Below are 14227 nucleotides of genomic sequence, written 5' to 3' on the forward strand. Positions count from 1 at the left end.
AGCACGGAGATCGGACCGGGGGCGGCCCGGATCCGCCGACGGGGCCTGCGCGCCCACACTGCGGACATCGGCATCCCGCAGCTCAGGAGAAGCGCATGAAACGCTCCGTCCCTCTCGTCATCGGCCTGGTCATCGCAGGCCTGTTCGGTCTCATCGACGTGATCTCGCTGCCGTTCGGCGACGGCGAGCACCCGCCGTTCGTGGTGGCACTCGCCGACGGCGTACTCGGCCTGATCACCGTGGTCGGCGTCGTGCTGGCCTGGCGCGGCAGCCGCGCCGGGGTGGTGGCCGTGATCGTCACCAGGCTGCTGTCGGCGCTCACCGCCGTGCCGGCGTTCTTCGCCGACGGGGTCCCGGCGCCGGCCATCGCGGTGGCCGCGGTCGGCGTCGTGCTCACCCTCGCCTGCGTCGCGTTCCTCGCCCCGGCGCTGCGCTCCCACGCCTGACCTCCCCTTCGGCTGAGGAGAATCGATGGAAACGGCTCCGCCGCCCACTCGTCATGTGCCGCTCGCGCTAGCGCTGTTCACCGCGCCGTGGGGTTTCGTCGTGGCCAACGCGGCGTACGCGTGGGCCACCCGCGACGGGGGAAGCGACGCCACCGGCGCGGAGGCGCTGGCGCTCACGGCGGCTCATCCCACGGAGATGCGCCTGGCCACGGTCGCCGCGATGCTGGGCAGCCTGCTCATGGTCCCGGCCGTCCTCGGCGCAAGGCGGCTCCTCGCGGACCGGAGCCGCAGGCTCGGCCTCCTCGGCGCGACCCTCATGGCGAGCGGCTACATCTGCTACTTCGCGGTCGCCTTCGCCGGGATCACCGTGGACGTCATGGCGCGACGCGGGGGCCCTCTCGCGGACTACGCGGCGGTCGTCGACGGCGCCCAGAGCGACCCGTCGGCCGTCTGGGTGTTCCTGCTCTTCGTGCTCGGCAACCTGGCCGGCACGCTGCTGCTCGGGCTGGCCCTGCTCCGCGCCCGTGTGGTGCCGTTCTGGGCCGCCGCCGGGATCATGGCGTGGCCGCCGCTGCACGTGATCGGGCTCGTGGCCGGCACCGAGTGGTTCGAGGTCGCGGGTGCGCTCACCCAGGCCGTCGGCCTGGCCGTCACCGGCGCGCGCCTGGCGGCCGCGTCCCGGTGATCCGCGTGTCGAGGGCGGCGGGCTGTCGGGAGGCCGGCGTCAGGCGCCACGCCCGCCTCGTCGCCGCCCAGATGCCCGGCGCGGGCCGCTAGACGTTCTGCCCCGACAGGTTGGTCAGGCGGCCGGCGGGAGAGCGGTCCGGCAGGGCAGCGACGGAGCTCGGGGCCTGGGCCCACCGCTCGAGCAGGGCGACGAACTCCCCGGCCACGGAGGGCCAGTGGAAGTGGTTCAGCGCCTCGACGTAGCCCCGGGCGCCCATCGCGGCACGCCGTTCTGCGTCCTCACGCAGGCGGAGCACGCACTGCACGACCGCGTCGGCCACCGCGCCGACCTCGCCGAACGGGACGATCGTCCCGCAGTCGACCCGCCCGACCAGGGACGCCGCCCTCGGCAGCGGGGTCGTGACGACGGGGATGCCACGTGCCATGTATTCGACGACCTTCGTGGGCGTCGACTCGCGGTAGTTCGGCACGTCGTGCAGCAGGGAGAGCCCGGCCAGGGCGCCCTCGGCCATCCGCAGCGCGTGGTTGTTGGGGACGTACCCGAACCAGTCGAGCAGCCCCGCCCGCTGTGCGTCGCGCAGCATCGGACGCACCGAGGCGTCGGCCGGTCCGATCAGGTCCAGGCGGATGCCGTGCGGCCGGAGTCGCCGGGCGATCTCCACCATCTCGGCCGCGCCGCGGGCGAGGGAGATGTGGCCCACGTAGACGATCCGGGAGTCACCGGGCGGCGGGGGCGGCGCCTGCGGCACGTACGTGTGGTTGGGCACCACGGGATGCGGGCCGGGGAAGCGCTCACGATAGGACTCCTCGGCGAGGATGAGGTGGAGCCGCCGCTCCGCCCGTCCCTCGACCGCGCGGATCAGCGGCGGCAGGACGCTCCGCAACGGCCCCGGCAGGTACGCCTTGGCGTTCAGCGCGCCGATCGTGTCCTCGTGGACGTCCCAGACCGTGGGCGGCCGCCTGCGCGGCAGCGCGAGCAGCAGCTCGATGTCGTGCACGAGCAGCAGGTCGGCGTCTCGCGCCGCCGTACGCAGGGCGGAGGCGGCGGCCCGCAGCGCCTTGCCCCGGTGCAGGCCCACTGCTCTCGGCACGTCGACGGCCCGGACGCCCGGCCGCGGCGTCACGTTGCAGTGCGTGAACGGCGCGACGAAGGTCACCTCGTGCCCCGCGTCGAGCAGCGCCCGGATCTGCCGGTGGGTGATCCGGGCGTCCTCGGGGTGATGGACTGTCGTGCCGACGCATACCCTCATATGGGGAGGCTGACCGCACCGTCCGAAATGACCGGATGCGCTGGGTGAATACCCCTCGAAATGCCGCTTAACTTCCGGTGTTCGCCGGCTGCGGCACCTGCCCGCTCGGCCTGCGGTACAACCAGGTCAGCCGGGGTTCGAGCAGCCACTTGAACGCCGTACGGGTGATCGGCAGGCACAGCACGATGGCCAGCGCGAAGCAGGAGCACGCGATGGCCGCCACCCCGAGCGGGCCGTACAGCCAGGAGAAGCTGAGCCAGCCCATCTCCTTGGCGATCATCACCGGCACGCCGTGCAGCAGGTAGCAGTAGAGCGTGCGGGTGCCGAGGTCGGTGAACCACGTCTGACGCCGGGGGATCAGCGACATCACGGCCGCCGACATCGCCAGCGCGGCCACCAGCAGGCCTGTCCGCAGCAGCATGCCCTTCCACCAGACCAGGTGAAGGTCCTTGTAGCTGTTCTTGTAGTAGATCGGGCCGAGCTTGATCGAGTAGTTCTTCACCAGGAAGATCGCCACACCCGCGGCGCCCAGCAGCACGAACACCGACAGCACCATCACCCAGCGCTGCTTGAGGAAGTCGAAGACCTGCGGCTTGAGCACGAGGCCGAGGACGAAGAACGGCATCAGGCCGAAGAAGCGGTCCATGCTGAAGTCGCCGGTCAGCTCGGAGAACCCGGCGAACAGGTACACGGCGACCGAGATGACGAACGGATACTTCATCCGCTTCCACACGGGTGTGGACAGTCGCCAGAACAGCAGCGCGAGCAGATACCAGTTCAACCAGGCAGGATCCATGATCGTGAGGCTGAACTTGTGCCCGAAGGCGGTGCGCAGCAGGGCGTACCCCAGCTCGACGATCACGTACGGCACGAGGAACGTGTCGACCAGCTTGTTGGTCTTGGCGTTGGAGTTCCAGAAGTTCCTGGACAGGTAGCCGCTGACGATGACGAACAGCGGCATGTGGAAGACGTAGATGAACAGGTACGCCGCCCGGGCGGAGTCGGCCGCCAGCGTCGGGACCAGCGAGTGCCCGATCGGCACCAGGGCGATGCCGACGAACTTCACGTTGTCCAGGTAGGGGTCGCGCGGCTTCCTGGCCCTGGGCGCGGGCTCCTGCTCGGGCTCGTCCTCCAGGCCGCCCTGCTGTCCCGCACCCCGGGCGAACGGGTCGTCCGGCCGGACGGGCGCCTCGGCCCAGGCGGGCAGCGGGTCGCGCAGCGGCCTGCCGAGCGGGCCGGTCTGGCGGGGGTCGTTCGCGCCGCCGGCGCCGTCCTGAGAACGCCGCCAGGGGTCCCACTGGGCGGGGTCGGCCTCCTGGCCGGGCCACGCCGGGGCCGGCGCGCCTGGCGCGTCCGGCGTGGGCGCGGGGCTGAAGGCCGCCTGCGGAGCGGCCCCGGGGAAGGCGTCCGGCAGGCCTCGCCCGCCGCGCGGGCCACGGGTGGTCTCGGGGAACGGCGCGGCGCCGAAGGGGTCGTCCGGCGTGAAGGCCGGGCCGGCGCCGGACGGGGGAGTGTCGAGGAAGGGGTTCGCCGTCCTGCCGGCAGCGGCCGCCGGAGGCTCCGGAAAGCCTGGAGGTTCGGGGAAGCCCGGGGGTTCGGGGAAGCCGGCGAGCCCCGTCCCCAGCGGCTCGGGCCCGGTGCCGAAGGCCGGGGTGGGGAAGGCCGGGGAGTCGCCGAAGGGAGGCGTGGGGACGTCGGAGCCGTCCTGCGGGCCGGGGGCGGACGACCGCCGGGCGGCGCCGGGGAAGGCGTCCGAGAGGTTCCGGGGACCGTTCTCGGGGAACGTCTGCGGCCACGCGGGACCGTCGGCGGCGCTCACGCGCGAGGCGCCCGGACGATCCGCGGCCCGGCCCGCCGAGAAGTAGTCGAAGCCCTCCGGCTGCGGGGCGGACGCGGGCGGCATGCCCAGGCGGGAGGCGCCCGGCTTGCGCGGTTTCCGTACGGGCAGGGGCTGCTTCTCGTACGCATTGTCGTGCGGCGCGGAACCGGTCGGCGCGGCGCTGTGTGGCACGGCGCTGCTCTGTGCGGCCTGTGCGGCCTGTGCGGCGCCGGGGCCCTCGGCGCTCCGCGGCTTGCGCACGGGCAGGGGCTGCTTCTCGTACGGCGGGGGGCCTGCGGGCGTGGAACCGGTCGGCGCGGCGCTGTTCTGCGTGGCACTGTTCTGTGCGGCGCCGGGGCCCTCGGCGTTACCCGCCTCGGTGGCCGGGCCTGCCGCGCCACCCGGGCCTGCCGTGCTTCCCGGGGCCCTCTCGCCGCTCTCGTGGCGCCCATGTGCCGATGCGGCGGCGCTCTCGTCACCGGGCGCGGGGAAGCCGCCCTCGTGACGTCCGTGCTCGTGCCGCTCGGGTGCCTGGGAGCCGGGTCGGCCCGCGCCCTGCTCCGCTTCCGGACCGCCCGCGGTCTTCGGCTCCCGCCGCGGCAGGCCGCCGCCCGGAGCGGGCCAGTCTCCGGTGATGCGGCCTATCACTCCGGTGGGAGCCTCTTCGGCATCGGGGTCGGCGCCTTGCGGGGATCCGGGAACCGAGGGTTGATGGCGGGTGTCACTCACGGGAGAAACGCTCAGCTATCTGTTGGAGGCTCGGGGGGAACGGCCACGCCTGGCGTAGCGTCGCCGCGTCCTTTCGGACACTAGCGAAGGCGCCCCGGCGCATCAGCCCGAACGGGCGAACAGGGCGCGTTCGCCAGGTGTTCACCCTAACGTTCTTGAAGACCGATGTCGCCTCTGAGGCCGAACGTAACTCCTGTGAAGTCTGTCGGTTCTGTTGTCAGGCCGCCGGAAACGGAACGGGCCGGGGCCCTTTGTCCTGGTGGACGGTTGGGGAGCCCCGGCCGGATTGTGGACAGAGCGCGACGCGGGTCAGCTCGCGCAGGGGTTGGTGTCGGAGGTGACGACGTTGTCGCCCAGGTTGATGGGGGAGCGGACGCCCTGCCAGTCGGCGCCGATGACGAGCTGGATGATCGGCCCGCGTACCTTGCCCTTGGGCGCGTCCGGCGGGGGCGACGACGGGGTGAACGGAGTGGCCGGGCCGCCCGCCACCTTGCCGGTCTCCGGGCTGACGGGGTTGACCAGCTTGCCGACCAGGATCTTCGAGTAGTTCCAGCCCTGTCCGGTGTAACGGACCGTCGTCTTGGGCTGGTCGGTGCCGTCGGGCTTCCTCGCGTCGCCGACGCCGACGACGTTGAAGCCGAGCGCGGCGAGCTCCTCGGCGACCTCCTTGGCCCGCCCGGACGTGTTGGTGCCGTTGAACACCTGCACCTTGACCTGCTGCGGCTTGGTGACCACCGGCCCGGACGGCGAAGCGGCCGCGCTCGGGGCCGCGCTGGCGGTGGGGGTCACCTCGGTGTCGTTCGCGATGGCCTTGAAGAGGTTGCCCGCGGCCGGCTGCTTCCACTGGACGCGGTTCTTGTCGGCGACGTACGGCTCCCACGGCACGGTGGTGGCCTTGAAGCCCTTCGCCGAGAGCTTCTGCGCGCTCTGCGCGATCTTGATGAGCTCCTCGGTGTTGAGCGCGTCGTCCATCGTGACGGACTTCGCCGCGGCGGCGATGAAGTTCTGCAGCTTGCCGACGTCCGTGAGCAGGGCGCTGCTGGTCGCCTTCTTGACGACCTGGGAGATGAAGACCTGCTGGCGCTTGATGCGGGAGATGTCGCTGCCGTCGCCGAGGCCGTAGCGCAGCCGCACGTAGCCGAGCGCCGCCTCGCCCTTCACGATCTGCTTGCCGGCCGGCAGCACGAGCTTCGCCTTCTTGTCGTTGACGGCCTGCGGCAGGCAGATCTCGATGCCGCCGAGCGCGTTCACGATGTTCTTGAAGCCGGTGAAGTCCACCTTCACGTAGTGGTGGACGCGGATCCCGGTGAGGCTCTCGATGGTCCGGCGCGTGCAGATCATCCCGCCGTCGGAGAACGCGGAGTTGATCATCCCGAGGTGCGCCGGGATGAGCGTCCTGTTCCTGTTGTAACAGGCGGGGATCATCACCATGGAGTCGCGGGGGAAGCTGAGCAGTGTCGCCCCGTCGCGGTTGGGCGACACGTGCAGCAGCATGATCGTGTCGGTGCGCTCACCATCGTTGACCAGGTGCTGGCCGTACTTCTTGTTGTCTCCCGCGCGGGTGTCGGAGCCCACGAGCAGCACGTTGATCGCGCCGGTCTCGTTGACGGGGCGGTTCTTGTCGAGGTCGTCGGTGGACGCGCCTCTGTTGATCAGGCCGATCGTGCTCCGATAGACCTTGTAGGCCGTCAGCGTGCCGATGACCAGCACGCACGTGAGCACGACGCTGATCCAGCCGCCGATCCCCAGGCCCGACCGGCCGCCGCCGCCCCCGCCGCGCCGGCGGGGCGGTTTGCCGTCCGGAGGGAGGCCGCCGCCGCCCCCGGACGCGCGGCTCGCGACGGTGGGTGCCGTGGGAGCCGGGCCGTAGCCGCTCTCCTCGTCGCCGCCGCGCCTGCGGCCGCGCCGCCGGGGCGGCTCCTCCTCCTCATAGGGGGGCTCGGGCGGACCGCTCGGCTCGGCACGCCGACCGCCTCGGCGGCGTCCCTCGTCGTACGCCTCGGGCGGGTAGTCGTCCCTGGGTGGTCGCTGTCCGCCTCGTCTCCCCGGCATCTCCGCGTAGCCGGCGGGGGCGGTGGCCACCGGCATGTCCGCGTACCCGGCGGGGGCGGGAGCCCCTCTGCGGCCCCGGGGAGGCTCGAAGGCGCCGTCGTACGAGCCGTCCTGGGAGGGACCCCAGACTCTCTGGTCGGACGGAGCCGGCGGAGGGCTGGAACGCGCCCCGACGCGCCTGCGCTCGCTCATCGCGCGCCTGCCCGGCGAGCGGCGGCCGTACGGCACAGTGTGGCGGGCCGATGGCGCGGTGTGGCGACCGGACGAGTGGGCGAGAGGCCGGAAAGATTACTGGTTCGCTCGCACACTTGTCCTCCTTGCCTGGCGATCACACGTCGCGCTCCGAGGGTAGGTCACTGGAGCGTCTGCGGGCGCCGCGATTGGGAGGATCCGGGCCGCGATCACGCCGTGCCACGTCCCCCTGATCCAGGGGCAGAGCATACTAAACACCGACATTTTGGGTATGGGATTGAGTTTGCCTTTACCTGGATTTGATGTTTTGAGCGCCGTTTGGCCAGGTCGCGTGGGTCATGTCCGTCGGCGGGGTCCGCGTACTCCGCGGACGGACAGGGCGGCGGCCAGGCAGGCGAGCGGCACCGCGGGCAGGACGTAGCGGTAGTCGAACTGGGCCGTGGCGGGCGGGACGAGCAGCAGCGCCCAGGCCGTCGCCCAGGCGATGCCCCAATTCGAGGAGGCACGGTTCGAAGGGGTGCGGTTCGATGGCGTGCGGTTCGCGGGCGGCCGTCGCGTCCGCGCCGCCCGGGCTCGTACGGCCCAGGCGGCCGGGGGCACCAGGAGGATCAGCAGCAGCACCGTCCCCGGCAGCCGCGCGACGTCCTGGTAGGCCCGCATCAGCCCCGCGAACGGCTCGGAGATGCGCAGTGCGAGGGACCCGCGCTCGTACCGTTGGGCGAACTCCTTGCCCTTCACGGCGGGGTGCCGACCGGGCGGCGGTGGCACGGTGTCCGGAAACTCGTAGTACCCGTACGTCTCGGCGTCGGGGTAGACGGGCCGCCCGAGCGTGAACGACCTGCCGAGCTCGGTCAGCGTGCTGCCGAGGTAGTCGAGCGGCTGGCTGCGGATCGCGAGCGAGGCGAACCTCCCGGCCAGGGTGTCGGTTTCCCTGGTGAACGTGATGCCGGGCAGCCGGACAAGTGGGGATTCGGCGTTCCAGATGTACTCCTGGGACGCCGGCCGGGAAGCGGGAGGCCGGGAGTCGCACAGCACGGCGAGGTCGGCCGGCGGCTTCATCACCGAACAGTCGGCGAACGCCATCGTGCGGGCGTAGAGGAAGACGCCGTTCGAGCCGACCAGCCCGACGCGCTGGTAGGTCGTGTAGAACCAGCCCGCGTAGCCCGCGACCGGCAGGAGCGCGGCCACCAGGAAGGGCACGGTCAGCCTGGCCGCCGCTCTGCCGGGGCGGGCCGCCCCGCTCGCCCCGCTCGTCCCGTTCGCACGGCGCACGCCGTACGCGAGCAGGAGGAGCGCGAAGACGGCGATCAGGGGCAGCCCGACGGTCCTGGTGAGCGTGGCTGCGGCGAGTACGAGGCCGAGCGCGGCGGCCGAGCGCGGCGTCAGCGGGCGGCGCATCGCCAGGCACACCGCCCCCACGACCAGGAACGTGAACAGAGAATCGGAGACGAGCAGGTGCTCCAGCTCGATCTGGTACGCGTCGAGCAGCACCGGGACGCAGGCCAGGACGGCCGCCCACGAAGGACCGCCGCGCCGCAGGACGGTCACGTAGAGCATCACGCCGACGAGCAGCCCCAGCACGTGCTGCACGGTCACGACCAGGGCGAAGCTGTGGAACGCCTCCAGGAGCCTCAGGAACATCGAATAGCCCGCCGGGCGGACGAGGTCCGGCCTCGGCCGCATGGCCGTCACGACGTACGTATAGGAGTCGGGGAACCACAGCGCGGGCCGGTAGCCGAGCGCGGCCACCAGCCGCAGGAGCGCCCCCACCCCGAAGACCACGAGGAACCATCGATGCCGGCGCGCCCAACCCCGGAGATCCGTACGCGCCCAGGCCACCGGGTGCAGCGGATCGCGAGGCGCGAGACGCCTACGCATCCAGTTCCCGAGCCGCCCGCCCGCCAGTCCTTCGCCCACGATTCGCAGGCGCGCGAGCCGTCCCTCCGCGAGCGCTCCCTCCGCGAGCCGTTCCTCCGCGGGCGGCGTGCGCGGCCCGGAAGACGGCCGCTCGCCGGGCCGGGCGGGCTCGGGGCACTCGTGCGGGTGCTCGCCCCGCTCCGGCCAGGGCGCCGAGCCCCGGCTGTCCGACACCCTCATGCGCCCCCCTGCCTGCCTCCCGGCGTACGCTACCGGGTCCGTCCGACCCCCGTGCGGGGGCCGGATGCGCCTGTGGAAAACCGCGACGCGCGGAGCGGGCGGGCCGCCTGGTGAAGGCGGGGCGCCGGGGTGGGCCGCTAGTCTCGGGTGCATTCCAGTGCACAGATCCGGCCATTCTCGTGGTCGCACACGGCTGCCATCGGAGCAGGAGGCGGCGGGCAGGATGCTCGTGGCCGTCTCCGTCGTGCCCGCACTCGCGCTGAGCGGGTGGCTGCTCGCCGGGCTGCCGCTGTTGCTGCTCGGATGGTTCCGGCCGCTGCCCATGGCGCTGCTCGGCGGCGCCGCCGCCCTCCTGCTGTGCGCGTACGGCCTGCGCCGCCTGCCTCGGACCGCCGCGCCGCACCGGTGGGCGACGGCGGCCACACTCGCCGTGGCACTCGGGTCGGGAGTGTTCAACGGGCTCCTGCACAGCGAGCAGCTGATCATCCGGCGTGACCCGTCGACCTACGCGCAGTACGCCATCTGGCTCGCCCGGCACGGGTCGCTCCCGATCCCGCTGGGGGACTTCGGCGGTCCCGATCCCGCGCTCCGCTTCGACAGCATGGGCGTCTACGTGACCGGCGGCGGGATCGTCCCGCAGTTCATGGCCGGGCCGCCGATGACCTACGCGATCGGCCACTGGCTGGGCGGCGTCCCGGGCCTGCTGCTCGTGCCGCCCGTGCTGGGCGCGCTCGCGGTGCTCACCGTCGCCGGGACCGCCGCGCGGCTCGCGGGCACGCGCTGGGCCCCCCTTGCCGCCCTCGTGTTCGCGGTCAGCCTGCCGATCCTCTACACGTCGCGGACGACGTTCAGCGAGATCCCCTCGCTGATCCTGTTGTTCGGCGCGATGAACCTGCTGCTCGACGCGCGGGCCCGGCTCAGAGCGGCACTGCCTGGCGCGGGCTTCTCGTCCGCCGCGCTCGCGGGGCTGTCGTTCGGGCTGGCGCTGCTGGTGCGCATCGACGGCCTGCGCGACGTGCTGCCCGTGCTCGCCTTCGCCGGGGTGCTCATCGCGCTCCGGCGGATACCTCGCGCGAGGCCCTTCCCGGAGGGACGGCTGGGCCTGCCCCTGCTGATCGGCCTGGTCGTGGGCGGTCTGTGGGGATTCACCGGCGGCTACGTCCTCGCCCGGCCCTACCTGGAGTATCTGTCGGGCTCGCTCATCCCCCTGCTCGCGATCTGCGCCGTCGTCGTGGCGCTCACGGTCGCCGGCACGGCTCTCGCGCCCTGGATCGCCGCCCGCGCGCGCCGGCTCCGCACGGGAGCCGCGTGGCTGCCGAACGCCGCCGCGGCGCTGGTCGTGCTGGTCATGGCGGGCTTCGCCGTACGGCCCTGGGTGCAGACCGTGCGTCGCGACGCGGTCACGCCCGAGGACAGGCTCACGGCCGACTTCATCGAGAAGACGCAGGTCGCCAACGGCCTGGGGAAGGACATGTCCCGGCTGTACTACGAGCACTCCCTCGACTGGGTCTTCTGGTACATCGGGATTCCGGCCGTCGTGCTGGCGACCGTGGCGGCGGCCGTGCTCGCGCGCCGCCTGACCAGGGGCGACCTGATGGAGGGAGAGGAGTTCGGCTGGCTGCTGCCGCTGGCCGTGATCGGGTGGACGACCGTGACGACGCTCTGGCGCCCCGCGATCACCCCCGACCACCCCTTCGCCTCCCGCAGGCTGGTGCCGATCGTCATCCCCGGCCTGGTGCTGCTCGCCGTCTGGGGCCTGCGATGGCTCTCCCGGCGGCTCGCGCGTACGCGCTGGTTCGCCGCCCGTCCGGGACGCTCGCGGGCCGCCGTCGCGGCGGGGGCGCTGCTGCTGGCGGTCCCGCCCGCGATCACCTCGATCGGCACCGCCTTCACGCCGGTCAACCGAGGGGAGGCCGCCGCGGTGGCGGGCCTGTGCCGCGCGATCCCGGCGAACGCCTCCGTGCTCATCGCCGAGCGGGTCACGGGCGACCGGCTGACGCAGGTCGTACGCGGGCAGTGCGGGCTGCCGACGGCCCGGGTGGTCTATGTCCGGGGCCCCGACGTCCCGCGCCCGCCCGACGTGCTGCGCCTGGTGGAGGCCGTCCGGCGCACCGGCCGCGTGCCCGTGCTGCTCGCCGCCGAGCCCGAGCAGCTCATGGCGTACGGCCCGGCGACCCGGGTGATGAGCCTGCACACCCGGCAGGACGAACGCTCGCTGGTGGACCCGCCCAACGGCACCTGGTCGCTCAACATCGACGTCTGGATGACCGTTCCCACCCAATAGATCTAGGGTTCGGCGTGTGAATTCCCCTGCGATGGAGGAATTGTCCTTCGGCGACGATCGTCGTGATCCGAAAGCGAGGACAGACCTTTTCCGGAAGCCGCTGGTCGTCGCCGGACTGGTGGTCGTGTTCCTCGCCGGACTCGGGCTCGCCGGATGGCGGATCTACCAGAACTCCCGCTGGCCGCTGCCCCCGCCCGAGACCCCCGTCCCCCTCACCGGGAGGTTGTCGGTCTTCCTGTGCGCGGACGATTCGGACGAGTACGCACCGGAGTGTCTGTACGGTGCCGCGACCGCCGATGACAAGCGGGCGATCGAGGCCGCGCTCAGGTCGCTCCCGCCGATCCGTGGTTTCTCCTTCGAGACGAAGGAGCAGGCGTACGAGAGATTCCGGAGGAGCGCCGGTGATGACCCGGCGGGTCTGGAGTTCGTGCGGAAAACGAGAGTCGACGAGATGCCCGAGTCCTACCAAGCCACCCTCGGTCCCGGGGACTGGGAGGTGCTCCGGCTTCGCATTGAGGACTTGCATGGCGTCCTTGCCGCAGAGATCTACGGCGACAGCCTCTGGAGAGGAGTCGCCGACGTCGGAATCGCGCTCTGCCCGGAAATCGGCAGCGACTATCCGCCGTGTCATGGACGCGAAGGGAGGATCTCGGAAGAGGAAAAGGCGGCCGTGCTCGACCGCATCAGGGATCTCGACGGGGTCAAGGCCGTCTACTTCGAGGACGTCGCCTATGCGCTCGTCAACAGGCGGCGGATCTACTGGGAGGCGGACGCGAAGGACCTCGACCCGCGCACTCTGCCCGAGGCGTTCTATGTCGCGTTCGACCGTCCACCGACGAAGGCCGAGATGGAGAGAATCTTCGTCCGGGTGCCCGGCGTCGCCGCCGTGGTGTCGGTGTCATGACCCTTCCCGAGGAGTGTCAAATCGAGGAACTGACGATCGTTGAGAGCGGTGGTCGGCGGAGAGGGCCGCTCGTCCTCGCGGCGGTCGTGCTCGTCGCGGCGCTGGGGGCCGGAGGGGTGTTCGCCTACCGGGCCTCCCGGGAGCCGTCGCCCCCGCCGGACGGGCCGTGGCCCCGGGCCGGCACGTTCCTGGTCCACCTGTGCGGGCCTCCGTCCCCTTATGACGCGCAGTTACCCGATGAATCGCAGTCCTTGGACGAGTACTGCCCGTCGGGCGCGGCGACGGCGACCCAGCGGCGCGAGGTCGAGCGCGTGCTCGCGAGTCACGCGGAGACCAGCGGATACCGGCGACTCACGCCGGCGCAGGCCCTCGCCATCGCTCGTCAGGACCGGCGTATCGGTGACGTGCTCGACGAGCATCTGCTGCAGCGCGCGGTGTACGGCGGTGTCCTGGCGCCGGGGGAATGGCGGCGGGTCCTCGGTGAGGTGCAGCGGCTTCCGGGGGTCTTCTACGTCGAGTCCTACCGGGACGACTTCTGGTGGGACAAGGCCGACGTGGCGGTCCGGCTGTGCTGGAAGGACTGCGAAGGCGGCCCGGCGGACCGGCAGACCGTGCTCGACCGCATCCGCGCCCTGCCCGGCGTTGACGAGATCTACTTCGAGAACGCCGAACACGCGACCGAGGTCCTGCGTCAGGCGCAGTGGTGGGAACGGCCCGAGATCTTCCAGCCGGACCTGATGCCGGAGGCCTTCCACGTGAAATTCGCCGGCCACTGGGACTTCGCCGAGGTGCAGCGGGCCTTCGCCGGGATGCCGGGCGTCGTGAAGGTGGTCCGGCATGGTCACCCGTGAGGGCTCACCGAGCCTCCAGGTGAGAGCTCTCGCGGTCGTGACGGCGGTGCTTCTGGTGGCGTCCTGCGGGACCGCCGGGCCGGCCGCACCGCCTCGGTCCGTCTCGTCGCCGTCCCCGTTCGCATCCGCCATGGAGGGGCCCCCGCCGGACGATCCGTGGCCGCGCACGAGCGCGCTCACGCCCTTGCCGCCGCCGGACGGCCCGTGGCCGGAGACGGGGCAACTGGCCGTGTACTTCTGCGCGCGCTCCACCGTGTTCGACGCCTGTGACGACCGGGGAGCCGCCACGCCGGGAGAGATACGGAAGGTGCGGGCGCTGCTCGGGGGCGCGCCGGAGGTCGAGAAGGTCCGCTTCGTGTCGCAGGCGGAGGAGTTCAGGCGAACGCGAGAGGCACTGCGGGACAGACCCGAGCTGCTGGAAGGCGCGGACCCCGCGGACGAGTCCGCGTCCTACATCGCGCGGGTGGGTCCGGGGGACTGGCGCGCGCTGGTCCGCCGCCTCTCGAAGGCGGCGGGGGTGTCCAACGCCTTCGTGATCCGCGACGACTACTGGCCGGGCAAGGCTGACGTCATGGTCCAGCTGTGCCCCCGGGCCGACCTCAGCGAAGGGCAGGGAGGGCCCTGCGAGGGGCGAGGGTTGGCCACTCTCGCCGAGAAGAACGCCATCCTGGACCGCATCGGCGATCTCCCCGGGCCGGAGAAGGTCTATTTCCAGGCCCGCTCCCACCAGGCCCCGATGTGGCGTCGCCGGATAGTGCCGGAGGAAGATTTCGCCGCCTACCTTCCCGAGGTCTTCTACGTGAAGTTCACGACCCCGCCGGTGCTGTCCGAGGTCCGGCGGGCGCTGCGCGGAGCGGCCGGGGTGTTGCTGGTGGGCCCGGTCGACGCGACCACGAAGGACAGGCGGCTGTGACGA

Annotated in this window: 10 protein-coding genes; 6 read left to right on the top strand and 4 right to left on the bottom strand. The window is 72.1% G+C overall.

Going from position 1 to position 14227, the window contains the following annotated elements:
* The first annotated feature begins 95 nt into the window (after positions 1-95).
* The gene (locus Msi02_RS20660; protein WP_204049850.1) at positions 96-446 is read left to right on the top strand and encodes a hypothetical protein; all 351 of its coding nucleotides are present in this window, start codon (positions 96-98) and stop codon (positions 444-446) included.
* A gap of 25 nt (positions 447-471) precedes the next feature.
* Positions 472-1131 (top strand): hypothetical protein, encoded by a 660-nt coding sequence (locus Msi02_RS20665; protein WP_204049851.1) that lies wholly within the window; start codon positions 472-474, stop codon positions 1129-1131.
* A gap of 88 nt (positions 1132-1219) precedes the next feature.
* On the opposite strand, the gene Msi02_RS20670 is transcribed toward Msi02_RS20665, so the two are convergent.
* From Msi02_RS20670 to Msi02_RS20685, 4 genes are all read right to left on the bottom strand, one after another.
* Positions 1220-2383 (bottom strand): glycosyltransferase family 4 protein, encoded by a 1164-nt coding sequence (locus Msi02_RS20670; RefSeq protein ID WP_204049852.1) that lies wholly within the window; start codon positions 2381-2383, stop codon positions 1220-1222.
* Positions 2384-2450: 67 nt separating this feature from the next.
* Positions 2451-4931, bottom strand: a complete 2481-nt coding sequence (locus Msi02_RS20675; protein WP_204049853.1) for an acyltransferase family protein — start codon at positions 4929-4931, stop codon at positions 2451-2453.
* A 309-nt stretch (positions 4932-5240) separates the two neighbouring features.
* Positions 5241-7175 carry an LCP family protein gene (locus Msi02_RS20680; RefSeq protein ID WP_239108566.1) on the bottom strand — a complete coding sequence of 645 codons (1935 nt, stop codon included), beginning with the start codon at positions 7173-7175 and terminating at the stop codon, positions 5241-5243.
* A gap of 336 nt (positions 7176-7511) precedes the next feature.
* A complete protein-coding gene (locus tag Msi02_RS20685; protein WP_239108567.1) occupies positions 7512-9272 on the bottom strand; it encodes a hypothetical protein in 1761 nt (586 codons plus the stop codon).
* 223 nt (positions 9273-9495) lie between these two features.
* Between Msi02_RS20685 and Msi02_RS20690 the strand changes: the two genes are divergently transcribed.
* The 4 genes from Msi02_RS20690 to Msi02_RS20705 are packed head-to-tail and all read left to right on the top strand — an operon-like array spanning position 9496 to position 14224.
* A complete protein-coding gene (locus Msi02_RS20690) occupies positions 9496-11556 on the top strand; it encodes a hypothetical protein (protein ID WP_204049854.1) in 2061 nt (686 codons plus the stop codon).
* A gap of 16 nt (positions 11557-11572) precedes the next feature.
* Positions 11573-12460, top strand: a complete 888-nt coding sequence (locus Msi02_RS20695; RefSeq protein WP_204049855.1) for a permease-like cell division protein FtsX — start codon at positions 11573-11575, stop codon at positions 12458-12460.
* Positions 12457-13311: a permease-like cell division protein FtsX gene (locus Msi02_RS20700; protein ID WP_204049856.1), complete on the top strand. Its 855-nt coding sequence runs from the start codon at positions 12457-12459 to the stop codon at positions 13309-13311. Before Msi02_RS20695 ends, Msi02_RS20700 begins: the two co-directional genes overlap by 4 nt.
* The gene (locus Msi02_RS20705; protein ID WP_204049857.1) at positions 13298-14224 is read left to right on the top strand and encodes a permease-like cell division protein FtsX; all 927 of its coding nucleotides are present in this window, start codon (positions 13298-13300) and stop codon (positions 14222-14224) included. Before Msi02_RS20700 ends, Msi02_RS20705 begins: the two co-directional genes overlap by 14 nt.
* Positions 14225-14227 lie beyond the last annotated feature (3 nt).

It is taken from the genome of Microbispora siamensis, from assembly GCF_016863095.1.
Classification (GTDB): domain Bacteria; phylum Actinomycetota; class Actinomycetes; order Streptosporangiales; family Streptosporangiaceae; genus Microbispora; species Microbispora siamensis.